The organism is Pseudomonas sp. L13, assembly GCF_009935965.1.
Lineage (GTDB): Bacteria > Pseudomonadota > Gammaproteobacteria > Pseudomonadales > Pseudomonadaceae > Aquipseudomonas > Aquipseudomonas lactis.
The window spans coordinates 1-25,268 of the sequence record NZ_QODJ01000073.1 but is presented as its reverse complement, the minus strand read 5'-3'; the positions used below and the strand labels follow the sequence as shown (position 1 = coordinate 25,268).

The window sequence follows — 25,268 nt, the reverse complement described above, 5'->3', positions numbered from 1 at the left end:
TTTTGCGCTTTTCAAAAGTGAGCCGCTGTCAGAGCGGAACCCTAGGTGGCCGTTACCGCAGGAATGGATATGTACACAATCCAACTGTGTTGGCTGTCAGGCCGTCTTCGCAGGCAAGCCAGCTCCCACAGTTGGATCGCGGGGTGTCAGGTAGATAGGTGTCGGCTGGGAGACCGCTATCGCAGGCAAGCCAGCTCCCACATTGGTCATGCATTGCCCACAAAATCAGCGTCCGGCGCAGATCCCCTGTGGGAGCGGGCTTGCCCGCGAAGGCGGCGTGTCAGTCGCTGAATATTCAACTGAACCACCGCTATCGCAGGCAAGCCCGCTCCCATATTTTCCCGGGTATTGGCTTAGAAGCCGGGAACGCCTTGTACGCGCAACTCAGGGGTCAGTTCGTCCAGCGGCTCGGTCAGCGGTCGGTCGTTCCCACCCGGCAGCAGGATCACCTTGCGGCACTCCTCCTCGGCTTTATCAAACAGCTCATACCCCCGCGCCGCCTGCTCCAGAGGCAGCCTGTGAGTGATGATCGCCTCGGGGTGCAGATGCCCCAGCTCGATATGCTCCAACAACTCCGGTAAGAACCGCTGCACATGGGTCTGGCCCATCTTGAAGGTCAGGCCCTTGTCGAAGGCATCGCCAAACATGAATCCATGGATAAACCCGGCATACACCCCGGCAACGCTCACCACGCCACCGCGGCGTACGGCAGCGATGCACTGTCGCAGGGCCTTGCCGCTGCTGCCCTCGATCTTGAGGGCTGTGAGCAGGGTTTCCGTGGTGCTGCCCTTGGCCTCGAAACCTACCGCGTCCACCACGCCATCGACGCCGCGCATGCCAGCGGTCTGGCGGATGATGGTGTCAGCCGGGTCTTCGTCTTCTTCGAAATTGATCGGGATCACGCCGTACATTTTCTGCGCGTAGGCCAAACGATACGGATGGTCGTCGACCATGAAGATCTGCTCGGCGCCCAGCATCTGCGCGCACGCCGCACTGAGCAGGCCCACCGGCCCGGCGCCATAAATCGCCACGCTGGAGCCTTTACTAATGCCGGCGTTGGTCACCGCCTGCCAAGCGGTGGGCAGGATATCGGAGAGGAACAGCACCTTCTCATCCGCCAAGGTGCCGGGCACCTTGAACGGCCCGGTGTTAGCCTTGGGCACTCGCACCCACTCCGCCTGGCCGCCGGGAATACCGCCATACAGACGGCTGTAGCCGAACAGCGCGGCGCCCGGTGGGATGGCTTTTTTATTCAGGATCGCACCGCGCCCATCGTTGGTGGTTTCGCAGGCGGCGAATTGCTGGAGCTGGCAGAAAAAGCAATCGCCACAGGCAATCACGAACGGAATCACCACACGGTCGCCAGCTTGCACGGCGGTGACGGCCGGGCCGGTTTCTTCGACGATGCCCATGAACTCATGGCCGAAGATATCACCGTGCTCCACGGTCGGGATCTTGCCACGGTACAAGTGCAAGTCCGAACCGCAGATTGCGGTGGCGGTGACCCGCAGAATGATGTCGTCGGGTTGTTCAATGATCGGATCGGGCACGGTATCCACCTGCACCTTGTGTGCGCCCTGGTAAGTCATCGCTCGCATGCTCTGCGCTCCTGCCGTTGAGGGGTTACTCATTAAGGGCGCAGCAGCCCCATCAGTGTTCCTTCGACGTAGAGCGACACCCGATCAATGGTCGCCGCGAGTCTGGGCCAACAACAGGTCGACTACCTGGCGCACGCTGGCAAGCGCATCGGCGCCGCTGGCCTGGGACTGGGCATGCCAGCGCAACTGCTCGGTCGCGCTGTTGCCGCGTTGCAGCAAGGCATCCAAGGCATCGAACAACAGCGGCTCTCCCATGGCCTCTGCGGTGGCGGCAAACGTCTGCCGGGCGCATTGCAGCCATTGTGCAGCGCCGCCCACGCTGCCTGCGTCGTCCAACGCAAAGGTACCAGCGGCCCCATAACGCTTGGCCTGCCAGCGGTTCTCCTTGAGCAGCCAGCGCGCCTCGGCACTGAAACCAGCGCCAGGACGCTGCATCGCGCAGGCATGAGTGACCATCACCCGAAACAGCGTGGCGAGGGCCAAGGCGTCCGTCAGCCGTGGGCAAGCGTCGGCCATGCGCAGTTCCAGGGTGGGGTAACGCGCCGCCGGGCGAATGCCCCACCAGCCATTGCCATCGGCCTTGATCGCGCCGATGCGTTGCAACAGGGCCAGGTAGCGCTGGTACTCGGCCCAGTCGGTGAAGTGTTCCGGCACGCCCATGCGGGGCCACTCGTCGCAAGCGGCCTGGCGGTAGCTCATAAAGCCGCTGGGCGCGCTGTCCCAGAAGGGTGACGAGCAACTGAGCAGCAGCAACAATGGCAGCCACGGCGACACCTGGTTCATCACCGCAATGCGGTCCAGTGTTTGCGGCACCTGCACATGCACATGCAGCCCGCACAACACACTGCGCCGCGCTACGTATTGAATATCGTCGAACAGTTGCCGGAAATGCGCCTGATCGGTCGGCCGCTGCCCACGCCAATCGGCCAGAGGGTGGCTGCCGGCGCACACCACGCCGAGGCCGAACTCAGCCAGGGATTGCGCCAGGTTGCCGCGCACAGTCGAGAAATAATCCGCCGCTTCGGCGCTTGAGGTAAACACCGGTGAGGCCGCCTCGATCTGCCCTTGGAACATCTCATAGGAGAAGCCCGCGCCAATCGCTTCGCGGCAGGCCGCCAGCACCGCTGCCGAGGGCTCGCACACCATCTGGCGGCTGCGCAGGTCGGTAATGAAGTATTCCTCTTCAATGCCAAAGGTGAGCATCGACATTCAGCGCAGCCGGGTGACGGTCAGCGCGACCACGGCGATGCGCTCCACCTGCTCATAGCCTGGCTTTTCCAATTCCTCACCGAAAACGTCCGGGTCGAGCTCGCGGTAAGTCCAGCCGAAGGCGTCGCTGCCCAGCAGCGGCTTGACCGCCTCCAGGAAGGGATCGCTACCTGCCACCATCGCCACCCCCGTATACAGCAGCAGGCTACCGCCCAGGGCCAGGCGCCCGATGGATTCACTGACGATGCGCAGCGACAACTGCTCCCCCAAGGCGCCACCGCCATGGCGATAGGCGCGCTGACGGTCATCTTTCATGTACGGCGGGTTGGCGACGATCAGGTCGAACTCGCCCTCCAGACTGGCCAGCACGTCACTGTGGTAAACGCTGAGGTTATTCAGCCCGGCGAGTTCGGCATTCACCGCCGTCATGCGCAGGGCACGGGGGTTGATATCCACGGCCAGCACCTGGGCGTCATGCCGGGCTTTAGCAATCACCAGCGCGCCGACACCAGCGCCACAGCCGATGTCCACGGCGCGCTTGAGGGGCTCGAAACTCTGTTGCAGGTAGGCTTCGATTACCTGGGCAAAGCGGTAGCTGTCGGGGCCGAAAAACACTGCGTCCGCCTGGTCGGTGGGATAAGGCGAATGGGCGAACAACAGATCATCGAGGCTCGACCAACGCACCGTGCTGTGCCATAGCGCGCCATGTTTTTCGATCACATCTGCTTGCTGCAACTCCTCACGCAAGGCCTCGGGCAACAGGCCTTGATCGAACGGCATCGACCATCCGAACACATCGCGCAGCGTCATTGCCAGGGGCGTCGCCAGCCGACGATAGACCCGCTCGTGGGTCAAGGGCGTCGGTGTGATAAAGCGATAACCGCTCTCCTTCAACCCTCGGCCCAAATTCAACAAGGCACGGTCAGCCAATTGTTGCGCAGACATAGGCACATTCCTTAGCGCAGGCGCGCACGCAGTTGGATAAAGCGGCGAGTGGCATACAGCCCGGCAGGCGTGCAATGACGGCGTGCCGACAGCCATGGGATCAGCGCATTGAGCTGTTGCACATCGGGCAAGTTGCACAACGACTCCGCCAGGGCCTGGGTATCCGGGTCCGCTGGACGATGCTGCTCGCGGGAAAACCGGCTGCCGCGTCCCGGCCGTACGGGCGGCACGCGTTCGCTGGCCACCCATTGCCCGGCGATCCAGTCATGGATAAGTTGTTTTTCATAACCGCTGAATACCCCGAACATTGCGGCGCCAGCGCCCTCGATCAACTGCCAGAAGCGGCTGTTGGCGGGGTCCTGGTTGTGCTGGATCCAGCCTTTGTCTTCCAGGGCCTTGAGGAACGCGCCGATCTGCCCAGGCTGGGCCAGCCATTGGTTGACGGTCTGGCCTTCGAAGCGGCAATAGTCAGAATGCATGTGCTGGCCGAAGGCGCGCTTGCGCTCAAGCATCGCCACCACCTCGTCCTGCGAGTTGAATTGTTTGATGATAGACGTGGTACCCAGGCCCAGATCATTCAGGCGATAGCCTGCGGCCACGCGGCGATAGAAGTCTGCCCTGCCCTCGCCCAGCGGCAGCAGGTTCAGCACCGACTGTGCGGCCTTGCAGGCGTGACCACTGCTGGCATTGTCGATGGTGACATGCAGCGTGAAGTAATAAGGGTCGATGCCCAGCTCACTGAGTTCATAGGCGGTGATCAACAGGTGCAACGGCAGCTGTTCGTAACCCAGGTTGAAGCCAATGACTTCCGGCAGGAACTCATCGCCGCACACACCCAGCGCCAGTTGCAGCGCGCCTTGCAGGTAATGGTCATCCTCGAGGCCGGCTTCGCTGTCGGCATCGTGCTCGCTGAGCAACTTGCGGTAGATCACCACATGGTTCTGCGCGGCTTCACCGTCGCCCAATTCTTCCAGGTAAGTGGTGAGCAGGCCGTCGAAGCGCTGGTCTTGCCAATAGTGCAGCAAGCCATAGAGCCAGGCGCCATCGACCTGTTTGGTCGGCGCCACACACTGCAGGAAATACAACGCATGGGCCTTATTCTGGAAATACCGCCGTGGCCCGCCTTGCCGGCGCTGCTCAAGGTAGTCGGCATAGGCCTGGGCGACTTCGGCGCAGCGCTGCTCGACCCAGGCCAGCAGCTGTTCGGGTGCTTTTGGCAAGTCGCAGTCGGTTGCCTCTACCAGGGCCAATTGATCCTGCAGGTATTCACGCGCCAATTCAGCGGCGTCTTGGGTTTCGCCGTGCAGTTGTTGGTACACCCGTTGATGGCGACCCTGGGCCGAGTCGGTGAGAGAGGCCGGCTGGCCTGACAGCGCTGTAAGGAGTGTCATGATGGCAGTTTCCGCAAAGTCCGTTACAACGGGCCTCCCACAAGGTGGCCCCGCAAGAGCGCTTGAAAAACATGCGCTTCTAAGATGCAGAACCTTGAGAGGTGCGGAAAATTCAGATTGGATTGTTAACGTGGGGACAAGCGGTCGCGGTGCTATTGCGATGGGGACATTGGGTCACCAAATCGTGCCTCACGCGATATGAGGAGAAAATCAGGGATACTCTTGCCGAGCGTGCAACACGTTGACTATCTCGATGCGCTCCGCTGTTACTCGATACTTAACATCAGGCTTTGACCCTCTGCTTGCGTTCTGCTTCAAGAATAATCGCCTCGACCCTCGCCATGACTTCGTCATGGGGTACACCGGGTCCGGGATTGGCCAAGCTTTTTTCGACTTTGGCACGAAACCAAAGATCATGACTATTTGCCTGCTCCTCGGTTTCAAATTCGGAAACAATTGGGGAAAGTGGAACACCCATAAGATGACCTCCTGTATGAATGCTCAGCAGTTTAGTGCCAAGCTAGCAAGCTGTCTCGGAGCACCAGATGAAATGCAGGTGGCTCACCCACAAAAAAACAACGGCACGCAAGCGTGCCGTTGCATTCAGCTCATTCAGCGAAATTACTTACGTGCAGCCTCCCACTGCTTGAGCAGGTCGTTGTAGTTCACGGTTTCGCCCTTGGGCTTCTCGTTGGCCAGTTTCGGCTTCGGTGCACCCGGCTGGTCGAACCAGTATTGCGCGTCACGCTCGGGGTTCATTTTCGGGCCGCACACCGGTTGCACCTTGGAGCGTTCCAGGCGCGTCATAATCGCATCCTGCTCCTTGGCCAGGTTGTCCAGCGCCTGTTGCGGGGTTTTCTCGCCGCTGGCCGCTGCGGCGATGTTGCTCCACCACAGTTGCGCCAGGCGCGGGTAGTCCGGCACGTTGGTGCCCGTCGGGGACCACTCGGTGCGCGCCGGGCTGCGGTAGAACTCCACCAGCCCCCCGAGTTTGGGCGCCATGTCGGTCATGGCCTGGGAGTTGATATCGGACTCACGAATCGGCGTCAGGCCAACGATGGTTTTCTTCAGCGAAACGGTTTTTGAGGTCACGAACTGCGCGTAGAGCCAGGCCGCGAGTTTCTGCTTCTCGGGCGTGGACTTGAGGAAGGTCCAGGAGCCTACGTCCTGATAGCCCTTCTTCATGCCCTTTTCCCAATACGGCCCGACTGGGGACGGCGCCATGCGCCACTTCGGCGTACCGTCGGCATTGACCACCGGTAAGCCCGGCTTGACCATGTCGGCGGTAAACGCGGTGTACCAGAAGATCTGCTGGGCAATGTTGCCCTGGGACGGCACTGGGCCGGATTCGGAGAAGGTCATGCCCGCCGCTTCCGGAGGCGCGTAGGCTTTCATCCAGTCCACGTATTTTTGCGTGGCGAATACGGCTGCCGGGCCGTTGGTGTCGCCGCCACGGGTGACGCTGGAGCCCACCGGGTGGCAGTCCTCCACACGAATGCCCCACTCGTCCACCGGCAAGCCGTTGGGCAAGCCCTTGTCGCCGCCACCGGCCATGGAGAACCAGGCATCGGTGAAACGCCAGCCCAGGGACGGGTCTTTCTTGCCGTAGTCCATGTGCCCATAAATGCGCTTGCCGTCGATTTCCTTGACGTCTTCGCTGAAAAATTTGGCGATGTCTTCATAGGCCGACCAGTTCACCGGCACGCCCAGGTCGTAGCCGTATTTTTCCTTGAACTTGGCCTTCAGCTCCGGCCGCTCGAACCAGTCGGCGCGGAACCAGTAGAGGTTGGCAAACTGCTGGTCGGGCAACTGGTAGATCTTGCCGTCCGGCGCGGTGGTGAACGACAGGCCGATAAAGTCCTTGAGGTCCAGGGTGGGCGAGGTGAAATCCTTGCCTTCGTTGGCCATCAGGTCGGTGATGGATTCGGTCTTGCCATAGCGAAAGTGCGTACCGATCAAGTCGGAATCGTTGACCCAGCCGTCATAGATGTTCTTGTCGGATTGCATCTGGGTTTGCAGCTTCTCCACCACGTCGCCTTCCTGTAGCAGGTCGTGGGTCAGCTTGATGCCGGTGATTTCACTGAAGGCCTTGGCCAGCACCTTGGATTCGTACTCGTGGGTGGTGAGGGTTTCCGACACCACGTTGATCTTCATCCCACGGAACGGCTCAGACGCCTTGATAAACCACTTCAACTCCTCCAACTGTTGAGCTTCGGTAAGGGTCGAGGGTTTGAACTCGCTGCCGATCCATTTTTTCGCGGCATCTTCATACGCATCGGCCCAGGCCGAAGCGCTCAAACCACTGAGGGCCAGTACGGCGGCCAATGAAATGCTATGTCGCAGCTTATTGTTTTTATTCAACATAGAGACCTCCAGGTTAATTTCAAACGGGGCTATCGGCAACCACCTCCCTTGTAGGAGCGAGCTTGCTCGCGAAGAATGCAAAGACACCGCGGGCTACCAGGAGCACTGCGTTATCGGTGACGATTTTCGCGAGCAAGCTCGCTCCTACAGGGTGGTGCACAGCTAGCCCCAACGCATCACACTCAACAGCCATGCCAGGGAGAGCGCGGACGCCACCCAGATGCTCCAGTCGGTAACGCCAATGACCAGCAAATGCAGGTAGGCGCTGCCGAGCAGACCGATAAACAAGCGATCGCCACGGGTGGTGCTGATCGGCAGCAACCCGCGCCGCGGGATACTCGGCGAACGCAATTCCCAAGTGGTCATGCCCGCCAGAATCAGGGCAATACCGCCAAAGAACAGCGCGGTAGGGGTGGTCCAGGCCATCCATTCCATCATCGACTCCTCTAGACCCGGCCCAGGGCAAAGCCCTTGGCCACGTGGTTGCGAACAAACCAGATCACCAGCATGCCCGGCAGGATGGTCAACACCCCCGCCGCTGCCAGCACGCCCCAATCAATGCCGGAGGCCGACACCGTGCGGGTCATCACCGCTGCGATAGGCTTGGCGTTGACCGAGGTCAGCGTGCGCGCCAGCAGCAGTTCGACCCAGGAAAACATGAAACAGAAAAACGCCGTGACGCCGATACCGGAGCCAATCAGCGGGATAAAAATCTTCACGAAGAACTTGGGAAAACTATAGCCGTCGATGTAGGCGGTTTCGTCGATTTCCTTCGGTACGCCGGACATGAAACCTTCCAGGATCCATACCGCCAACGGCACGTTGAACAGGCAATGGGCCAGGGCCACGGCGATGTGTGTGTCGAACAGGCCAATGGATGAATACAGCTGGAAGAACGGCAGCAGGAACACTGCCGGCGGCGCCATACGGTTGGTGAGCAGCCAGAAGAACAGGTGCTTGTCACCCAGGAAGCGGTAGCGCGAGAACGCATAGGCCGCCGGCAGCGCCACGCTCAGGGAGATCACCGTGTTCAGGCTCACGTAGTACAGCGAGTTGAGGTAACCGGTGTACCAGCTCGGGTCGGTGAAGATCACCTTGTAGTTGGCCAGGGTGAAATCCTGCGGAAACAGGGTCAGGCCGCCGAGGATTTCGGTGTTGCTCTTGAAGGACATGTTCAGCAGCCAGTAGATCGGCACCAGCAGGAACAGGATGTAAACGAGTAGTGGAATAAGCTTGCGCTTGCTCATGTTGGCGGCCTCAGCGGTTGGCGTCGGAATGGGTCATGGCGGTGTAGAACAGCCAGGACACCAACAGGATGATCAGGAAGTACACCAGGGAAAACGCCGCCGCCGGGCCCAGGTCGAATTGGCCGACGGCCATCTGGGTAAGCGTCTGACTCAGGAAGGTGGTGGCGTTACCCGGTCCGCCGCCGGTGAGCACGAAAGGTTCGGTGTAGATCATGAAGCTGTCCATGAACCGCAGCATCACCGCAATCAGCAGCACGCTTTTCATCTTCGGCAGCTGGATATGTCGGAACACCGCCCAGGCCGATGCACGATCAATCCGCGCAGCCTGGTAGTACACGTCCGGAATCGCGCGCAAGCCGGAGTAGCACAGCAGCGCCACCAATGAGGTCCAGTGCCACACATCCATGACCAGCACGGTGACCCAGGCGTCCATGGTGTTGGCAGCGTAGTTGTAGCTGATGCCCATGGCGTTGAGGGTCGAGCCCAGCAGGCCGATGTCGGCACGGCCAAAGATCTGCCAGATGGTGCCCACCACGTTCCACGGAATCAGCAGCGGAATGGCGAGGATGATCAGCACCAGCGAAGACCAGCGGCCTTTTGTGGGCATGGTCAGGGCGATGGCGATGCCCAGCGGGATCTCGATCAGCAGCACGCAGGCCGAGTAGATGAACTGGCGCAACAGTGAATCGTGCAGGCGTGGGTCGAGCAGCACCTGCTTGTACCAGTCGGCCCCGACGAAATAGCGGCTGGACTGGTCGAAAATGTCCTGCACCGAATAGTTGACCACCGTCATCATCGGGATCACCGCACTGAACGCCACCAGCAGGAACACCGGCAGCACCAGCCACCAGGCCTTGTTGTTCTGCACCTTGTTCATGGCGCCACCTCCAGCAGGTAATCGTCGGCGTAGAGCATCAGCCATTGCGCGGGGAAGCTGATGGAGGCCTTGCCTTCCGGCACCGGCTTGTCCTCGGCCAGCCGCACCTTGAGCGTGGCGCCGTCGAGGTTGAGGGTCATGATCTTGTAGGTGCCCAGGTCCTCCACATGTACGACGTCGGCTTGCAGGGCGTCAGGGTTGTACTCGTCCCACACATGGATGAATTCCGGGCGGATACCGATTTGGAGCTTTTGGTAGTCGCTAGAGTTGAGACGTTGCTGCAAGGCTTCGGACAGCGGCACCAACGTGTCGGCGAACCCCACGCCCCCAGCCTTGGCCTGCACCTCGATCAGATTCATCCCAGGGCTACCGATGAAGTAACCGACAAAGGTGTGGCTGGGCCGTTCGAACAATTCACGCGGCGTACCGAACTGCACGATCTGCCCGCCGTACATCACCGCGATTTTGTCGGCGAATGTGGAGGCTTCCAGCTGATCGTGGGTGACGTAGACCATGGTGATATTGAACTGCTCGTGAATCTGCTTGAGCTTGCGCCGCAGTTTCCACTTCAGGTGCGGGTCGATCACCGTCAGCGGCTCATCAAAGAGAATGGCCGACACGTCATCGCGCACCAGGCCACGGCCCATGGAGACTTTCTGTTTTTCGTCGGCGGTGAGGTTGCGGGCTTTTTTGCTCAGCAGGTTTTGCAGGTCGAGGACTTCGGCGATCTCCTGCACCTTGCTGTGAATTTTCGCTTCGGCCATGCCCTGGTTTCGCAGCGGGAACGCCAGGTTGTCGAACACCGTCATGGTGTCGTACACCACCGGGAACTGGAACACCTGGGCGATATTGCGTTTCTCCGGGGTGAGCTCGTTGACCACTTGGGTATCGAACAGCACCTGGCCTTCGGACGGGCTGAGCAGGCCGGAAATGATATTGAGCAGCGTGGACTTGCCGCAGCCCGACGGCCCGAGCAAGGCGTAGGCACCGCCCTGCTCCCACACATGGTTCATTTCCCGAATGGCGTAGTCTTCTGGCCCAGCGGGTGTAGGGCTGTAGCTATGGGCCAGGTTGCGCAAATGGATCTCGGCCATCAGGCAACCCTCGCGACACGGCGCCCGGGGGCCTGGACCAAGCGGCCCTGACCATCGAACACAAACAGTTTATGGGTGGGGATATACACGCGGATCGGCGCGTCGACATCGTACTCATGCACCCCCGGCAGGTGCAGCACCAGCAGGAAATGCTCACTGCGCACATGCAGGAAGGTTTCCGAGCCGCTGATTTCGGCGACTTCCACGGTCACCGCCAGCTCCAGGTCATCATCGTTGCTGGGCACCAGGCTGATATGGCTGGGGCGCACGCCAAAGCGGAATTCGCCTTCGCCGATGGGCCGCAGGTCAACATTGAGTGGGAAATGCACGAAATTGGCGAAGCTCACTTCGTTACCGCTGATGCGCCCTGGCATCAGGTTGATCGGCGGCTCGGAGAACAGCTCAGCGGCGAGCACGGTTTGCGGCTGGTGATAAACCTCGGCGGCCTTGCCGCTCTGAATCACCCGCCCCTCGTGAAGAATGGTGGTGGTGCCACCCAAGGCCAGGGCTTCGTTGGGCTCGGTGGTGGCATAAATGGCGATGGTGTGGCGCGCCTTGAACAGTTCGCGCATTTCCTGGCGTAGCTCTTCGCGCAGTTTGTAGTCCAGGTTGACCAGCGGTTCATCGAACAGAATCAGTTCGGCGTCTTTCACCAGGGCACGGGCCATGGCGGTGCGTTGCTGTTGGCCGCCGGACAATTCCAGGGGGTGGCGCTGCAGGAATTTCTCGATGCGCAGCATCTTGGCGGTTTCCAGCACCTTGCTCTGGATCACCTCCTGGGACACGCCGGCCTGACGCAACGGCGAGGCGATGTTCTCGAACACGGTCATGGTCGGGTAATTAATGAACTGCTGGTAGACCATCGACACATTGCGCAGGCGCACCGGCTTTTGCGTGACGTCCACGCCGTTCATCAGGATGCGACCGCTGTCGGGCTTGTCCAGGCCAGCCATCAGGCGCATCAGGCTGGTCTTGCCCGACAGGGTGCGACCGAGCAGGACGTTGAAAGAACCGGCTTCGAACCGCAGGGTGGCGTCGTCGATCCAGGTTTGGCCGTCGACAACGCGGGAGACATGTTCCAGGGTCAATGACATGACACGACCTTTTTTATTATTGGAATGAATCTGGTGCGTTGCCAGAGCGAGTTTCGTGCCAAAACCGCAAGCGCTTGATGTGTAAGGAAATGGGTGAATCATGATGTTCAGGAGTGAACAATCTGGCTGAACAACTGAACACTGTCGGGGTTGACAATGAACAGTTGTGAACAACACTCTCATGACCAACACAGACTAAATGTGGGAGCGGGCTTGCTCGCGAATGCGGTGGGTCAGTCAATCATCAGTCGACTGATACACCGTATTCGCGAGCAAGCCCGCTCCCACAGTTTGAATCGGTTTCTTCAGTTAGATATGCAAAAACAATAACAATAAAAATGAAGGTCGCACGATGGCCGAACCCTTGACCCACGACACCCTTATCCAGGAATCCTGGCGCCGTTGCCGCGCCTACGGCCTGGACCACCAGAGCGCCCCCAGCTTTGACCAACTGCCCGCCGAAGGCATTCGCCAACTTTTGGAAAGCCAGCATTCCCTGGTACAGACCACCCACCAGGAAGTGTTGCCCTACTACGAGAACATCCTCAGCAATTCCAACTGCCTGATCATGCTGGCGGACAACCAGGGCCAGGTGCTCACCTCGTGGGGCACCCAGCGGTTTATCGAACCCACGCTGGCCCGTGGCTTCAGCCCTGGCGCCAGTTGGATGGAGCGCGCCAGTGGCACCAACGCCATCGGCACCGCTCTGGCGTGTGCCCAGGCCGTGCATATTGAACACGATGAGCACTTCCTCAAGGCCAACCGCTTCATGACCGGCTCCGCAGCGCCGATTTTCGACGCCCAGCGCGAAATCATCGCGGTGCTGGATGTGTCCAGCGACAGTTACCTGCCACCCTCCCACACCCTGGGCATGGTCAAGATGATGAGCCAGACCGTGGAAAACCGGCTGATCCTCAACCTGTTTCGCGGCGAGCACTTCCAACTGACCTTCAACACCGGCCTGAGCAACCTCGACAGCCAATGGGCCGGCCTGCTGATCTTTGATGAAAGCGGCCAGGTGCTGTCGGCCAATCGGCGTGCGGATAACCTGCTGGGCATCAGCCTCTCGCGGGTGATGATCGACAGCCTGTTCAAGGTGTCGCTGCTGGAGTTGCTCAACCAGCCGGAAGGGCTGCCCTTTGCCTTGCAAGCGGCGGGACGCAATCGGTTCCAGTGCCTGTTGAAGCGGCCCAAGCAGATGCCGGTGCAAGCGCGGGTGTTCAGCCAACCGCCGCAACCAGCACCGACGTCGATCAACCTCCAGACCCTGCATTTTGGCGATGTGCGCGTGGAAAAAGCCGTGCGCCAGGCCGAGCGCCTACTGGAGAAGGACATTCCGTTGTTGATTCACGGCGAGACCGGCGTGGGCAAAGAGGTGTTCGTCAAAGCCCTGCACCAGGCCAGTTCCCGCAGCCGACAGGCGTTGATAGCGGTGAACTGTGCGGCGATCCCCGCAGAGCTGGTGGAATCGGAACTGTTCGGTTACGAAAAAGGCGCCTTCACCGGCGCCAACCAGAAAGGCAGCATCGGCCTGATCCGCAAGGCGGACAAGGGCACGCTGTTTCTCGACGAAATCGGCGATATGCCGCTGCCCACCCAGGCCCGCCTGTTACGGGTGCTGCAAGAACGCTGCGTGCAGCCGGTGGGCAGCAGCGAGGTGTTCCCGGTGGACTTGCGCATCATCTCGGCGACCAACCGCGCACTGCGCGAACTGGTGCAGGCCGGACGCTTTCGCGAGGACTTGTACTACCGCATCGGCGGCTTGACGCTGGAGCTGCCGCCATTGCGCGAACGTACCGACAAACAGGCGCTGTTCCAGCAACTGTGGCAGCAACACCGCGAGCCGACACAATGGGCCGGGCTGAGCGCCGAGGTGCTGAGGTTATTCGAGCAACACCCGTGGCCGGGGAATTTACGCCAGGTGAGCAGCGTGTTGCAGGTGGCGCTGGCAATGGCCGAAGAGCAGCCGATCCGCGCGGAACACCTGCCCGATGATTTTTTTGTGGATTTGCAGGCGACAGTTCCGCTGTCTAAACCTGAACACTTGGATGAAAGTCTCGACCTGAACCAGCGCCTGGAAGCCGTGGGCGGGAACATCTCCCACCTGGCGCGAGAGCTGGGCGTAAGCCGCAACACCCTGTACAAGCGCCTGCGCCAACACGAAGGCTGAGTTAACGCCAACTCCAGGAAACGCCGGTGTAGATACCCCGCCCATCAGCGGGGGTGGAACGCGCTGCGTCCATGCCTTTGTCGTCGTAGCCCGGTGTGACGGTGTTGGCGTAACGGCGGTTGGTGAGGTTGCGCAGGTCGACCCAGGCTTGCCAGTCCTGCTTGGGCGCGTCGTAGCCAAAGGTGGCGCCGAGGGTGGTGTAGGCCGCCGCGTAGTAGGAATTGGCGTAGTCCACCGCTACCCGTGAGGCATGCTCGGTGTTGAGGCTGGTGTAGAAACCCGTCGGGTGGCTGTAGCGCAGTTGCGCCTGGTAATAGTGCTTGGGAATGCCGGGCAAGGTGTTGTCGCCGAAACGCTCGTCGTCGCGGTAGTGGAAGTCGCTGAAGGTGTAGGCCTGGCGCAGGTCGAGCTTACCGCTGCGGCCGCCGTCCCACAGCGGGCTGAGCAGGCTCAGTTCCACGCCCTGGTGCACGGTGGGGCTGGCGTTGGATTCGGCGATGATGGCATTGCTGGTGGCGGTCTGGGCCTGGGTCTCCACCGAAAGCAGCTCGTGGCGAACCTGCGAACGATAGAGCGCCAGGTCCCATTGGCCGAGCCAGGCTTCACCGCGCCCGCCGATTTCCAGAGTGGTGGCGGTCTGATTACGCAGCTTCACGCCTTCGCGCTGCAACCCTGTGGCCGCCCCACTGCCCGGCCCGAAGTATTTGTTGGAACCCCAGATCATCGACCACGCATGCGGTGGCTCTACCGAGCGGCTCAGGTTGCCGTAGACCTGCAATTGCGGAGTGAAGTCGTAACGCAGGCCAATGCGCGGCGCGTAATCCCAATCATGCTGACTGATCGGCGCTTGACCGTCGGGATACGTGACCTGGGTTTCGCGGCGCGTGTAGATGGCGGCGAGGCCGGTGGTCAGCCACAGATCCTCCAGCAATTCCAGCTCGTTGCCGACATGCAGCACGGTATCGGAACCCAGGTAGCTGTAGTCGCGGGTCTTGGTGCCGGGGGCATAAATGGCGGTATTGCCCGCAGGAATGCGAACATATTCCGACGCCCCATTGTTCGGCATCGCCTGGGTGGTACGCAGGCCCACGGTGGTGGTGCTGGCATGGCCGAACAGGCTGTCCTGGCGAATGTAATTCAGGGTGCCGCTGATATCGGTGTAGGCGACTTTGAGGCGGTTGGTGCCTTCGCGCAGGTCCATGGGGTAATCGTGATAGGCCAGGCCGACCTCGACCCGTGAATTATCGTCCAACCGCAAGGTGGTCTTGTTGGCGATCCAGGTGGAGCCCGGTTGCAGGCGCTTTGAATCGCGGGCGGCATTGACGCTGTTGGCGGCACGCGGATCATGGCTGATCTGGTCACGCGTGAGCCTGCCGGGAGAATCGTTGGTGGTTTCGCGATACCGCAAATAGAAGCGCGTTTCCAGGTCCGGGTTAAAGCGGTAGCCGAAGTTGGCAGCGATGCCCTTGCCGGTACCAGCGCTTTGATGCTGATAACCGTCGGACGCCGAATCGGTGAGGCTGATGTAATAGTCAGCGTCCCCCAGCACTTGCCCCGAACTGACTTCGCGCTGGGCATAGCCGCGACTGCCGACCTCATAGCGCACTTGCAACTTGGGCGCGTCCAAGCCGGTGCGGGTGACGTAATTGACCGCACCGCCCAAAGCCAACGCACCCTGATCGAACCCGTTGGCGCCACGCAGCACCTCTACCCGGCTTTGCCACAGCGGGTCCTTCAGCTCATAAGGCGTACCCCCTGGGCCGGTAAGCGGCAGGCCGTCGAACATTTCATACAGGCCGGAGGCGTGGGCACCGGGCGCGCGGTTCAGGCCCGAGCCACGAATGGACACCTTCACCCCTTCGTTATTGGCCGCCTTGGCGTAAACACCAGCCTGGTACTTGAAGACATCCTCGTTGCTGCTGACCCGCCCCTGTTGCACGCTGTCCATATCGATGTAATTGGTGCCGCCGGGCACGCTTTTGAGCTGCGCCTGGGCGATTTCTGCGGCGCTGGCCTCAGCCGTGGTGATCTCGACCGGCGCCAATTGCAGGCCTTCGGCCTGTACCAGCGAACTGAGGGTCAAGGCGGCAAAAATAAACGGGGGGTGGCGCAGCAGCATTGGGGGCAGATCCTTGGAATTCGGGAACGTGCCAGGCCAAGCCCACCACGCGAACAGTGATGGGAAGGCAGGCACGCCCGTCAGGTCACTCCCATTTAAAAACAGTGGCGAACCCGGTGGCAGGTTCAGCCATCGGGTACCGACAATGCCCGCAACAGATCATCTGCATCCGACCCCGGCGGAAAGCGAAAGCCATACATTTCGTCAGTGGCGAGGATCTCCCCCAGGGTGTCGCGCAACTGGACTTCCGTGGGCGAGTCACGCAATAACTTATGCGCCGGCAGCAATAACTCGGCAGACACGCCCTGGGCCGTCGCGGCGTCGATCACCGCATAAAGGATAAACCGCAAGCGTATTTCGCGATCCGTGGGCCAAACCGTTTTTCGTTTACCCAAGGTAGGGCCTCGTGTTTAAGAAAAATCCGAGGCTATTGCCCGCGGGCAAGCGTTTCAAGCCACAGGAGGCAAGATAGGCCGCTTCCTACAGCGGAAAGGGAAACACCGCACCGATTGGTCGATGCGACAGGCCTTATTGCACCGGCAGGAAATTCATCAGCAACAGGCTTTGTGCGTAATTGAGGCCAATGCGTCGGTAGCGCTCATCGAGGATTTGGGTAAGCAGGTCCAACCGCGCGACGATCTTGCCGAACTCAACGGCAAAACTGAGGTTACTGCCCTCCTCCGATATTTCATTGGAAAACAACAGCAACACGCCATTGGCATCCTGACGCTGGCTGAGCAACCAGGTGGCCTTCTCGATATTGCGCGCGGCATTGCTGACAAACTGCGGGTTGATCGAGTCGGTCACATAAAACTGCGTGCGTCCACCGTGAGCGGTCACCAGCATGCTGCCAATCGCATAGATGAACGCGCCGACGCGGTCGCCGCGAAAGTCAGGGCTCAGGGAATAGCTCAGGGCCGCCAAGTCACGCCGGTCACCCAATGCGGGCAAGGGTTGGCGATTTTCGATGGCCTGGCGAATTTGCCGGGCGGCGGTCACCGCATCCGGGTAGCCCGATTGACGCCACTGGTTGGGGTTGCGCAGGTAGAGCTTGCTCATCAGCAAGTAGAGGCTTTGCAGGTTGTCACGCATCCCTAGGGTGGCCATGCGGTCGACGCTGGTCTGGAAGAATTCATCGGGCTTGCCATCGCTGAACTGCCTGGCGATATCGCGGCCCTGTTGTTGGCTGCAACCTGCGGCACACAGCGTTAATATCGCCGCCAGCAGCAGCGGCCATCGGGAGGTGGAAAAAGTTAACGTTCGATCCATCGGCACCGGGTCTGATTCTGTTGGCCACCCGTGTGAGTCGGGTGGCTGGGACAGGGTAGATCAGCAGAATGGAAAAAAGTGCAGCGGTGCGGGCCAGATAAGCATCGGACTACAGATGCTGATCTGACCCGGCACTTGATTCCCCGGGGTGCTAGAGCACTACCGTCGCAAGCATCCCCAAGGCGCCCAGGCAGAACCCGATCAACGCGCCGCGCCCTGGAGCTTCATGAAACAGCGCCCAGACCACCACAGGCTCCAGCAGCAATAACGACGTGACCGAGACGACCGTGACGATCCAGATATCACCGACAACCACATACCCCAGCCAATAGGCACCCAGCAGGCACAGCCCGGCAAAACACATCAAGACCACAGGAAGTACAAAGGCCTCCCAGGAACCACTGCCGGTCTGGGCCAACTTGGCGGTCACCACCTCACTGTAGATTGCACAAAACTCACCGACCACCATCAACCCTAGAGCAAAAACTCCGAGTAATTCTTTGGACATATCAAAAACTCCTTCGTATTCAGCGCACTGTTTTTCAGCTCCCAGTCGGCAGTGCTGCAGCCGTCGTGAGCGTCGTTGCCTTGATACGAAAGGTTCTTGAAAAGGCCCGAATTACCGAAGTGCTTGTCCATGCTCATGTCCTTCAAAGGGTTGAGACTCAGTGATCCAATACAGCGCGTGCTGATCATAGAGGCATCGTGAAGCCATTCACAATTAAAAACCCGGCGCTGGGCCGGGTTTCATTGATCGGGAGGTCTTCAGGTAGCGGGGTGCTCACTGGCCACGGAATCCGCCGCGTCTACATCCGACATGTCCTCCTCGATCGGGGCCTCGTCATCCGGGGGTAGCGGGATATTGTCCTCATCGCGCCTTGGGTCATGCCCCGTCTCATTATCGGTGTTACGAGTAACCGCTTGCTGGGAAATGTTGCCTGGGGCTTTCTCGTTGATTTCCATGCTGGCTCTCCGTGTATCGCTCGGGATATCCGTGCTTAAGATTGAGAGGCAGCAAACGGATGGAGAGTGCCGGATGTTAGACGAATGGTGGTTCGTCTTTGAAAGGTATGAATGCGACAAACAGCATTTTTTTGATTATCAGCACACCCAAGCCCCAGAAACGCAAAAGCCCCGCTTTCGCGAGGCTTTTGTGTAAATCTTGGCGGGAAACCAGGCCGCCCTGGGCCTGTTTTGGCCCGAAAAGGTGTGCTTTCACGTCGTTCCATTAAGGCTCAAAAGGGCTTGGATACGAACATGAGGTGCTCATGATAATTTTGAGATAATTTCTCAACAACTCACGAAGACCCCTGAAGTCCCACCACAAACGGGGGTACAGACGGGGGTAATAAATGGAAGGTTGGTATGGCGCAGACCCCATCCGCTCTCCTCCGCCATAAAACGTCGAGCTTTTATAAAAATGACAGGGCCCATTCCGATCAGGCGGGGTAGATCACGCTATTTCAGGTACCTCACAGGTAGCAGGCGTCAATTCAACCCAGTTGCCAGCTACGCAACACCCACGCCTGTTGCTACGCTCTTTTTGGTGGGGGTCGACTATATCCACCACGCGACCCCACACGCCAAGGCAACGACAGCGCCTAGCCTGAGCAACCACCCCATCAACGTCCTCCTGCGCATTGGCGCAGCCATAGGTGTCGGCTCGGCAGGCACAATCACTACTGGCACCTCAGGCGGCAACGCTGGGGCCTGAATGGCTGCCGGCAACTGCTCAACCAGTGCTTGCTGGCGTGCCAGACGCTGCATCAACCCACCAAACTGCTGACGTAACGCCTGCAGCGTGACCGGAGGTTCCTGCCTCTGGCTCACCAACAGCCTTGCCAGCCCCTCCAGCTTTTTGTCCATCTGGGCCAACGTGGGTAATGCCGAGCGTGGAATTTCCAGGCTGCGCAACACCCTCTGCCATTGGCCAAATAACCAACCCAGTATGTCCAGGCGTGCAGATACCCTGGGAGGCCACACACCGGTCTCCGCGCGGCACACTGCATCGATCATCATTATGCCTTGGGCCATGCCTTCCAGCCCCCGCATATGGCTGCATGCCAGGGCGTAACACGCGGCGGTTTGCAGGTCGGCGCCATTTTTTTCGAACAGGGCCAGGCTCAATTGCTCCACCTGGGCCCAGTCCACATCCGGACAGGCCGGATGCGTCAACTTGGCCAACTCGTTACGCAGCAAGGCAAACTCGCGCAAACCACTCGGGTCGCCGCCAATACGCACTGGCTTTTCTAATAACGCGGTCATTGCGCTTCCTTCGAGGGTCATGAGTTCGACAGATAGTTTTGCCGCCGCAAGTGGCGCACCAGCACCTTGCCCTCGGGCGCCAGGGTGGCGCCAAAGGTCACCTGCTCACCGGCTTTTAGCTGGACGTCGAGGGCGTATTCCAGATGTCCCGGCAGCGTCTGCGGCAACAGTTCGACATTGACCGCTGCCAGGCGGGGCTCGTACTTGAGCAACGTGTGCATCAGGGTGTTCATCAGCGCGTGCGCCGTGGCGGGCAGGCCTTGCAGGATCTGGCCCATGTCCGGCAAACCGTAATCGGGCAAATGGCTCAGCGACCCCGCTCGGCTGTTGAGGATGCGTTGCAAGTTGTCCAGCACCGACAGGGTTTGCTGGTCCTCTTCGCGTACCCGATGCAGGTCCAGCTCACCGTCGAAGTTCTGCAGCAGGATTTCGTACAGCGAAGGATTGGACTCACCCATGGCCTACTCCCCCAGCGCTGCTTGCAAGGTCAGGCGGTTGTTGCCCAGTTCGATCACTCGCGCGCGGTCCGGGTCCAGCTGTTCACGGGGCAGGGTCAGGCGCCAGGTGTTGCTGCGGGTATCCGGGTTGCGGAACAGCGCCACCACCGTGACGAATTTCGCGTCCTTGTGCAGGGGCATGTTCAGTTGTGCGCCCTCCCCGGGCTTGACCACCTGGGCGCGCTGGTCCAGCAGGTCGGCACGCAGCAGCTCATCGGCATCGCCCAGCACACGTTCATAGGTCGCCTTGTTGATCAGCGTGTCGTCGCGCAATTGATACACCCGCACCAGGGTCGGCACCGAGAGGCCGCTCATATCGGTGACGTCGGTGTTCATCGCCGCCCGGCCGGTAAAGTCCAGGTGCAGGGTGGTCACTTGTTTGTAGAAAATCGACTGGGTGGTGGACACGGTGGCGTCAGTGACCTTCTGGGTCAGCCCACAGCCGCCCAGCAGTGCCCCGAGCACCGCCACTGTTACTGCATTAAAAACGGTACGCGACATGCTGTGCCTCTCTGAACTGGGGGTTACTGTGCAGGCCCTGATAGCGGCCCAGATTGATGGTGATGGTGTCATCGGCGCCGACCTGCCAGGCCGTGCCACCCAGGCCCAGCACGCCGGTCATGCCCAGCAGCACCGGTGGGCCGCCGAGCACAGGCGTGGGCAGGCTGCGCACCGGCAGCGACAGCTGCAATTTCGCGGTGCAGCGCCAGCCCAGGTACACCCGCAACAGCACCAGCAGGTCCGTGTGCAACTGACCGCCCGGCAACCAGCCGTGGGCTTCGTTCAAATCTTCGGTGAACAGTGCCAGGTGCAATTGGCTGTTGGCATCCACGCCCGCGCTGCCCAGCGGCGTGCCTTGGGACAAGCCCACCGGGCGGTTGGCGCAGAGGCTGGCCGGCTGCGCCAACGGGATTTTGCGCGGCCAGTGCGCTGTCACCCTGGGTTGGGTGTTGGGTGCCAGCAGCTTGACCAACGCGGTAATGCCTTCGGCGTTGCGCGTCGGCAGGCGCATCACGCCCAGCAGCGCCAAAAAGCGCGAGATCGGCGTGGCTACCTGTTGCGCCGTACCGGGGATACCCAGGCCCACCAGCCCCAGCAGGCATTGCGAAGTGGCGTCGCGGCCACCGCTTTCAAACGCCGCCGGGTAGGAGTACTTGCGCCAGATGCGGTAGAACTGGGTAAAAATCCGGTGGTTGAAGATATCCAGGAACGCCTCCAGGGCTTCATGGCCTTCGCGGCGCTGCGCGATGTCATCCAGGAAGCTGGTGGGCATCGGCGAATCGACACCGTACAGCCCCAGCAAGCGCGTGCGCACCGTGGCCGGACGTTCGGGGTGATCTTCATCGGTTTCAATGGCGCGCAGCTCACCGGCGGGGAATCCCATGCCGGGGTCGGGACGAAAGCGCACCGGGTCATCCGCCGGGTGGGCGGAGCTGCCCAACAAGGGGTGACCGGGCAGCGCCTGTTCCAGCAACTGGCAGAACCGGTACAGGTTGGCCTCCGCGACCCGCCCGCCCAGTGCGTCCAGCAAACCGGCGGCTTTCAGCCGGGAATACGCTGACTGTGGTTCTCGTTCCATCGCAGGCACTTTCCAGTAGGTTGCAGGATCAGCGTGAGCTGGTTGAATAAATGAATGTCGGCATACAGGCCGAAGAAGCGATGGAGCATTTCGCCGAACAGGCTGATATCGCCCTCCCCCGAAAACCCGTTGGCGTCCAGGGTGACTTCGATGTCTACGCCGCGCAGTAAAAAGCCCTTTTCAAAACGCTGAACCAGATGGTGGCGAACATCGACAATCGCCTCCAGGCGGCGACGGTTCAGCTCGCTGCCGGTCCAGTCGTACAGCGCCAACGTGCCGCGCAATACCTCAGCGCTGTCGAGCATCGGCAGGAAATTGGAGCCCAGGTGGCTGAGTACCCGCCAATGGAAACGATCGCGGTTGGGCGGGTACTGCGGCAGGCTCGGCGCGCACAGGTTGCGCACCCGCAGACCGGCCTGGGTCGACTGCACGGCGGTGTCGAGCAAGGTGCTTTGCAATGCCTTGCGCGGCAACAGGCCGTTGGTGCCGGTCAGGCGCAGGGACAGGCTTTCGGTGGTGTTCAAACGGTCCGCGTCGAAGCCCTCGCCGCCCAGGATCAGCCAGGTGTCGTGCAGGCCCTTGGCCGAGCGTTTCAAGCGGGTGTGGAAGTAGCGCTCCGGCGCGTCGTCGCGCAGCATGCCGCCCTTGTGGCGGAAGCTGGTGAACGGCACATAGTCGTGGCGCTCGGCGTTTTTCGACGAGGTGACCCGGTCGACCGAGTAGATCTCCGTGTGGCCGTCCTGCAAGCGCATCGGCCGCAGCAGGTAATCGGTCTGCAACGGCGCCAGGCTCAAGGGGTCGGCCTCCAGCGGGAACAGGTTGATCACCGGCACCGCATGCAGGCGAATGTGCTCGTGGTTGAGGCTGAACTCGTGGGGCCAGGCCTCGCGCAGTACCACGTCCAGTTCGAACCATGGCGTGCCGGCAGCCAACGCCAGGCGCTCCAGCCCGCACAGGGTCACGAACATGAACTTCTCGCGGAAGGTGAAATATTCCAGCAGCAACTGGTAACCGCTGAAAGCGCTGTCGCCCTTGGGCCACAGGCGGTCTTCATCGGCAAAGCCCTTGGGCGCAAAATGCGCCTGCAGCGCCTGGCGCTCGGTTTGCCCTGGCAGGCGCGCATACACCGCTTGGGTGTTCAGGGTCAGCGCCTGGTGCAGGGCGCTGGCTAACGCCGCATCGGCATTGAGGTACAGCGGCAGGCGGCTAAGGTCGATCTCGCCCCAGTCGGTCAAGGCGCCGCAGGCAAAGCGCAGGCGCAATACCGAACGGCCGTCCGGCTCGTAAGCCAGGCGCACCTGCTCCAGCGCCAAAGGTTGCAGGGTCAGCGCCTGGGTGGTGGTGTAGCAGCAGCGCGTGCCTTGCGGGCCGATGGGTTGGGACAGCACCTCGAAGCCCTTCACGATTGGCTCGCTGTGCTTCATTTGCTTGAGGTCTGGCGCCAGCTCGATGACCGACAGCGACGGAATGGTGCGCAAGTAATGCGGCCACAACAGGCTGACCAGCCCCTCGGTCAGCTCCGGCAAGTCATCGTCGAGCTTTTCGCGCAGGCGCCCCATCAGGAACGCGAAGCCCTCGAACAGGCGCTCTACGTAAGGGTCCTGGGCCCCGGGTTTATCCAGGTTGAGTTGCGCCGCCCGGTCGGGGAACGCCTGCGCGAACTCCTTGCCGGCTTCGCGCAGGTAGCGCATCTCGGCGTCAAAGTAACGCAGCGTCAAATTATCCATGCTCACACATACACTCCCGCTCAATAAGGGTTAGCCGCACAGCACGGCGGCGCGTACCGGGTCGATCGTCACCAGCGCCGCCAGCAAGGCTTCTGTGCGCCGGGCCAGGCCGGGTTTGTCGGCATCGTTGCGTTGCGCTTTCAAGCGCAGCAGCTTGAGCAGACGCGCCTTGACCTCAAAATTCAGCTCCGGCTCCCACGCCGCCAGGCCATGCTGTTGCGCCGTAACATCCAGTTCGCCCAGCAGGTGCATCGCCAGCTCGCTCTTGCCGTATTGCTCGGCAACCCGTGCCATCAACAACCGCAACAGCCAGCGTTGGCGCCCGCTCTGCGCACCTGGGCGCGCCGCCAGCCAGGCCAGCGCCGCCTCGACCCCGTCGCTGTCGGCCTGTGCCACTGCTTCGCTTTCCAACGAGAGAATGTCGGCGTCGGCGGAGGTCAGCACCGCCCTGGGCGCGGGCAGCCATTGTTGCGGGCGGTTGCCGCTGACGTGCTGGGTGATCCAGTCACGGGTGGTTTCGTCGGCGAAGGGAGTGCCGTCGCTCCAGTGCAGCAACTCCAGGCCCGGCAAACGCTCAAGGAACATGCCCAGGTCACGCTTGACGATGTCCGCCCAACTGTCCTGCGGCGCCGGTTGCTTGCTCAGCGCCTGGTAGAGATACCACTGCAAATCCAGCCAGAAATGGTTCACGCCTTCGGCGTACATGCGCTCGATCTGGTCAAGCAATTCCGACCAGCCCTGTTGCAGGTACAGGCGCTTGAGCTGCGCGCGATAATCGCCACGCGGCGGTGCCAGGCGCGTGGTACTACTGGCCTCCTCTGGCGGTGTCTGATGCACAGTGTCCCAGCGCAGGCTTTTCATCAGTCGGTGCGCCGCCAGCCAGCCCTGGGGCTGCTCGCGCAGATAAACGGCCAGCGCCCGGCCGTTGTCCAGCAGGTCGCGACCGGACTTGATCGCCGTGACACTCGGCGCCGTCGCATGCGCGTTGGCCTCATGGCTGGCACTGTGTTGCGGCACCAACGCATCCACCCCGCCAGACTGCGCCAGGCGCGCCGACAACGCGTCATACAACGCGCCCAGGGCCGGGCGCTGATCCACTGGCCACGCCTGCAACCCCTGCTCCAGCCAGGCCAGCGCCGCCACCGTACGCTCGGCCTCGCCGCGCACCACCTCCGGGTACAGCGACAGGCTGTCCAACACCTTGCCGCTGGCCAGCCATTCCAGCGCCATCTTGCGGGTGTTGGGCCGCGTCGGCAGCACCTCGGCGGCATAGCGCTCGACCAACGCTGCCAACAAAGTCAGACCATCGGCCAACCCGGCCTCACCGTCTTTTTGCAGGCGCGCCCACAGGTAATAGGTAGCCACGCGCAAATCCTTGCAGGTGTGCTCCAGCAGTTTCTGCGCCCACTGCACCACCTGCTCTGCATCGGCGCCGGAGAGCTTGTTGACCTCTTCGCGCATACGCTGAAAGTCGTCGTCATAACCGGGGTCGTGGCCGGCGGGCGCGTCGCTGCTGATCGGTTGCAACCACGCCTGCCAGGGCCCGGCCTGCTGACGGGCCAGGGCTACGGCGTCACGTTCGCCCAGGCATTGGGTGACTAGGGTGTGCAGGCTCATTCAAGGTTCCCGTTGTGTGCTGTAGCCGTGGTGCCCTCAGCCAGAAAAATCTGCTGCGGCAAGGTGAAGTTGCGCAGCGCCAGCAACGCCAGCGGCCCGGTGCTCATTTCGGTGCGCAGGTTCCAAGTGAGGTCCAGGCCATCCGGGGCCTTGAGCACCATGCGAAAGCGGCTGTCGCCGTCGTCCAGCGGTGTGAGCGTGGCCTT

The 25,268-nt window shown here is 61.1% G+C and carries 24 protein-coding genes and 1 pseudogene; 1 reads left to right on the top strand and 24 read right to left on the bottom strand.

Annotated elements, in window-relative coordinates:
• Window positions 1–353 precede the first annotated feature (353 nt).
• The 11 genes from DK871_RS25320 to DK871_RS25270 all read right to left on the bottom strand — a co-directional run bounded on the left by DK871_RS25320 (window position 354) and on the right by DK871_RS25270 (window position 11,819).
• Entirely contained in the window at window positions 354–1,598 is a 1,245-nt protein-coding gene (locus DK871_RS25320; protein WP_161907061.1) for a zinc-dependent alcohol dehydrogenase, read from the bottom strand.
• Between the two features lie 84 nt (window positions 1,599–1,682).
• Window positions 1,683–2,801, bottom strand: a complete 1,119-nt coding sequence (locus tag DK871_RS25315) for a carboxylate-amine ligase (protein ID WP_161907062.1) — start codon at window positions 2,799–2,801, stop codon at window positions 1,683–1,685.
• Window positions 2,802–2,807: 6 nt separating this feature from the next.
• Window positions 2,808–3,752 (bottom strand): class I SAM-dependent methyltransferase, encoded by a 945-nt coding sequence (locus DK871_RS25310; RefSeq protein ID WP_161907060.1) that lies wholly within the window; start codon window positions 3,750–3,752, stop codon window positions 2,808–2,810.
• Window positions 3,753–3,763: 11 nt separating this feature from the next.
• Entirely contained in the window at window positions 3,764–5,143 is a 1,380-nt protein-coding gene (locus tag DK871_RS25305; protein WP_161907059.1) for an iron-containing redox enzyme family protein, read from the bottom strand.
• A 283-nt stretch (window positions 5,144–5,426) separates the two neighbouring features.
• Window positions 5,427–5,621: a hypothetical protein gene (locus DK871_RS25300; RefSeq protein ID WP_020303079.1), complete on the bottom strand. Its 195-nt coding sequence runs from the start codon at window positions 5,619–5,621 to the stop codon at window positions 5,427–5,429.
• A 143-nt stretch (window positions 5,622–5,764) separates the two neighbouring features.
• On the bottom strand, window positions 5,765–7,507 hold the full coding sequence (locus DK871_RS25295) for an ABC transporter substrate-binding protein (RefSeq protein ID WP_003192009.1): 1,743 nt from the start codon (window positions 7,505–7,507) through the stop codon (window positions 5,765–5,767).
• 162 nt (window positions 7,508–7,669) lie between these two features.
• The gene (locus tag DK871_RS25290; RefSeq protein WP_161907058.1) at window positions 7,670–7,942 is read right to left on the bottom strand and encodes a DUF2160 domain-containing protein; all 273 of its coding nucleotides are present in this window, start codon (window positions 7,940–7,942) and stop codon (window positions 7,670–7,672) included.
• Window positions 7,943–7,953: 11 nt separating this feature from the next.
• Window positions 7,954–8,754 carry a carbohydrate ABC transporter permease gene (locus DK871_RS25285; RefSeq protein WP_003192012.1) on the bottom strand — a complete coding sequence of 267 codons (801 nt, stop codon included), beginning with the start codon at window positions 8,752–8,754 and terminating at the stop codon, window positions 7,954–7,956.
• Window positions 8,755–8,764: 10 nt separating this feature from the next.
• On the bottom strand, window positions 8,765–9,631 hold the full coding sequence (locus DK871_RS25280; RefSeq protein WP_005789024.1) for a carbohydrate ABC transporter permease: 867 nt from the start codon (window positions 9,629–9,631) through the stop codon (window positions 8,765–8,767).
• Window positions 9,628–10,725, bottom strand: a complete 1,098-nt coding sequence (locus DK871_RS25275) for an ABC transporter ATP-binding protein (RefSeq protein ID WP_161907057.1) — start codon at window positions 10,723–10,725, stop codon at window positions 9,628–9,630. Before DK871_RS25275 ends, DK871_RS25280 begins: the two co-directional genes overlap by 4 nt.
• Complete coding sequence (locus tag DK871_RS25270) at window positions 10,725–11,819, bottom strand: ABC transporter ATP-binding protein (protein WP_161907056.1); 1,095 nt, start codon at window positions 11,817–11,819, stop codon at window positions 10,725–10,727. Before DK871_RS25270 ends, DK871_RS25275 begins: the two co-directional genes overlap by 1 nt.
• A gap of 352 nt (window positions 11,820–12,171) precedes the next feature.
• Between DK871_RS25270 and DK871_RS25265 the strand changes: the two genes are divergently transcribed.
• Window positions 12,172–13,989, top strand: a complete 1,818-nt coding sequence (locus DK871_RS25265; protein ID WP_161907055.1) for a sigma-54-dependent Fis family transcriptional regulator — start codon at window positions 12,172–12,174, stop codon at window positions 13,987–13,989.
• A 1-nt stretch (window position 13,990) separates the two neighbouring features.
• Here the strand turns inward: DK871_RS25265 and DK871_RS25260 are convergent, their stop codons facing one another.
• The 13 genes and pseudogenes from DK871_RS25260 to DK871_RS25200 all read right to left on the bottom strand — a co-directional run.
• Complete coding sequence (locus DK871_RS25260; protein WP_161907054.1) at window positions 13,991–16,108, bottom strand: TonB-dependent receptor domain-containing protein; 2,118 nt, start codon at window positions 16,106–16,108, stop codon at window positions 13,991–13,993.
• A 125-nt stretch (window positions 16,109–16,233) separates the two neighbouring features.
• Window positions 16,234–16,503, bottom strand: coding sequence for a hypothetical protein (locus DK871_RS25255; protein ID WP_161907053.1), 270 nt, complete (start codon window positions 16,501–16,503; stop codon window positions 16,234–16,236).
• A gap of 133 nt (window positions 16,504–16,636) precedes the next feature.
• Window positions 16,637–17,377: a hypothetical protein gene (locus tag DK871_RS25250; RefSeq protein WP_161907052.1), complete on the bottom strand. Its 741-nt coding sequence runs from the start codon at window positions 17,375–17,377 to the stop codon at window positions 16,637–16,639.
• Window positions 17,378–17,528: 151 nt separating this feature from the next.
• Entirely contained in the window at window positions 17,529–17,846 is a 318-nt protein-coding gene (locus DK871_RS25245; protein WP_034127762.1) for a hypothetical protein, read from the bottom strand.
• A 296-nt stretch (window positions 17,847–18,142) separates the two neighbouring features.
• Complete coding sequence (locus DK871_RS25240) at window positions 18,143–18,340, bottom strand: hypothetical protein (RefSeq protein ID WP_069558233.1); 198 nt, start codon at window positions 18,338–18,340, stop codon at window positions 18,143–18,145.
• A gap of 76 nt (window positions 18,341–18,416) precedes the next feature.
• A complete protein-coding gene (locus DK871_RS25235; RefSeq protein ID WP_161907051.1) occupies window positions 18,417–18,596 on the bottom strand; it encodes a hypothetical protein in 180 nt (59 codons plus the stop codon).
• 338 nt (window positions 18,597–18,934) lie between these two features.
• On the bottom strand, window positions 18,935–19,642 hold the full coding sequence (locus tag DK871_RS25230) for a type VI secretion system ImpA family N-terminal domain-containing protein (RefSeq protein ID WP_161907050.1): 708 nt from the start codon (window positions 19,640–19,642) through the stop codon (window positions 18,935–18,937).
• A gap of 17 nt (window positions 19,643–19,659) precedes the next feature.
• On the bottom strand, window positions 19,660–20,100 hold the full coding sequence (gene tssE, locus DK871_RS25225) for a type VI secretion system baseplate subunit TssE (RefSeq protein WP_161907049.1): 441 nt from the start codon (window positions 20,098–20,100) through the stop codon (window positions 19,660–19,662).
• 3 nt (window positions 20,101–20,103) lie between these two features.
• Window positions 20,104–20,640 (bottom strand): type VI secretion system lipoprotein TssJ, encoded by a 537-nt coding sequence (gene tssJ / locus DK871_RS25220; RefSeq protein ID WP_161907048.1) that lies wholly within the window; start codon window positions 20,638–20,640, stop codon window positions 20,104–20,106.
• Window positions 20,621–21,718 carry a type VI secretion system baseplate subunit TssG gene (gene tssG, locus DK871_RS25215; RefSeq protein ID WP_161907047.1) on the bottom strand — a complete coding sequence of 366 codons (1,098 nt, stop codon included), beginning with the start codon at window positions 21,716–21,718 and terminating at the stop codon, window positions 20,621–20,623. The genes tssJ and tssG overlap by 20 nt, the downstream gene beginning before the upstream one ends.
• Complete coding sequence (tssF, locus tag DK871_RS25210) at window positions 21,682–23,451, bottom strand: type VI secretion system baseplate subunit TssF (RefSeq protein ID WP_161907046.1); 1,770 nt, start codon at window positions 23,449–23,451, stop codon at window positions 21,682–21,684. The genes tssG and tssF overlap by 37 nt, the downstream gene beginning before the upstream one ends.
• A 24-nt stretch (window positions 23,452–23,475) precedes the next feature.
• Window positions 23,476–25,062: a type VI secretion system protein TssA gene (gene tssA, locus DK871_RS25205; protein WP_161907045.1), complete on the bottom strand. Its 1,587-nt coding sequence runs from the start codon at window positions 25,060–25,062 to the stop codon at window positions 23,476–23,478.
• Window positions 25,059–25,268 (bottom strand): annotated as a pseudogene (locus tag DK871_RS25200) (hypothetical protein); the annotation flags it as partial. The gene tssA and the pseudogene DK871_RS25200, both read right to left, overlap by 4 nt.

Excerpts from the sequence above, each read along its gene's own strand:
- DK871_RS25320 (WP_161907061.1), bottom strand. The coding sequence starts at position 1,598 with ATGCGAGCGATGACTTACCAGGGCGCACACAAGGTGCAGGTGGATACC.
- DK871_RS25315 (WP_161907062.1), bottom strand. The coding sequence starts at position 2,801 with ATGCTCACCTTTGGCATTGAAGAGGAATACTTCATTACCGACCTGCGC.
- DK871_RS25310 (WP_161907060.1), bottom strand. The coding sequence starts at position 3,752 with ATGTCTGCGCAACAATTGGCTGACCGTGCCTTGTTGAATTTGGGCCGA.
- DK871_RS25305 (WP_161907059.1), bottom strand. The coding sequence starts at position 5,143 with ATGACACTCCTTACAGCGCTGTCAGGCCAGCCGGCCTCTCTCACCGAC.
- DK871_RS25300 (WP_020303079.1), bottom strand. The coding sequence starts at position 5,621 with ATGGGTGTTCCACTTTCCCCAATTGTTTCCGAATTTGAAACCGAGGAG.
- DK871_RS25295 (WP_003192009.1), bottom strand. The coding sequence starts at position 7,507 with ATGTTGAATAAAAACAATAAGCTGCGACATAGCATTTCATTGGCCGCC.
- DK871_RS25290 (WP_161907058.1), bottom strand. The coding sequence starts at position 7,942 with ATGGAATGGATGGCCTGGACCACCCCTACCGCGCTGTTCTTTGGCGGT.
- DK871_RS25285 (WP_003192012.1), bottom strand. The coding sequence starts at position 8,754 with ATGAGCAAGCGCAAGCTTATTCCACTACTCGTTTACATCCTGTTCCTG.
- DK871_RS25280 (WP_005789024.1), bottom strand. The coding sequence starts at position 9,631 with ATGAACAAGGTGCAGAACAACAAGGCCTGGTGGCTGGTGCTGCCGGTG.
- DK871_RS25275 (WP_161907057.1), bottom strand. The coding sequence starts at position 10,725 with ATGGCCGAGATCCATTTGCGCAACCTGGCCCATAGCTACAGCCCTACA.
- DK871_RS25270 (WP_161907056.1), bottom strand. The coding sequence starts at position 11,819 with ATGTCATTGACCCTGGAACATGTCTCCCGCGTTGTCGACGGCCAAACC.
- DK871_RS25265 (WP_161907055.1), top strand. The coding sequence starts at position 12,172 with ATGGCCGAACCCTTGACCCACGACACCCTTATCCAGGAATCCTGGCGC.
- DK871_RS25260 (WP_161907054.1), bottom strand. The coding sequence starts at position 16,108 with ATGCTGCTGCGCCACCCCCCGTTTATTTTTGCCGCCTTGACCCTCAGT.
- DK871_RS25250 (WP_161907052.1), bottom strand. The coding sequence starts at position 17,377 with ATGGATCGAACGTTAACTTTTTCCACCTCCCGATGGCCGCTGCTGCTG.
- DK871_RS25245 (WP_034127762.1), bottom strand. The coding sequence starts at position 17,846 with ATGGTGGTCGGTGAGTTTTGTGCAATCTACAGTGAGGTGGTGACCGCC.
- DK871_RS25240 (WP_069558233.1), bottom strand. The coding sequence starts at position 18,340 with ATGGAAATCAACGAGAAAGCCCCAGGCAACATTTCCCAGCAAGCGGTT.
- DK871_RS25230 (WP_161907050.1), bottom strand. The coding sequence starts at position 19,642 with ATGACCGCGTTATTAGAAAAGCCAGTGCGTATTGGCGGCGACCCGAGT.
- tssE (WP_161907049.1), bottom strand. The coding sequence starts at position 20,100 with ATGGGTGAGTCCAATCCTTCGCTGTACGAAATCCTGCTGCAGAACTTC.
- tssJ (WP_161907048.1), bottom strand. The coding sequence starts at position 20,640 with ATGTCGCGTACCGTTTTTAATGCAGTAACAGTGGCGGTGCTCGGGGCA.
- tssG (WP_161907047.1), bottom strand. The coding sequence starts at position 21,718 with ATGGAACGAGAACCACAGTCAGCGTATTCCCGGCTGAAAGCCGCCGGT.
- tssA (WP_161907045.1), bottom strand. The coding sequence starts at position 25,062 with ATGAGCCTGCACACCCTAGTCACCCAATGCCTGGGCGAACGTGACGCC.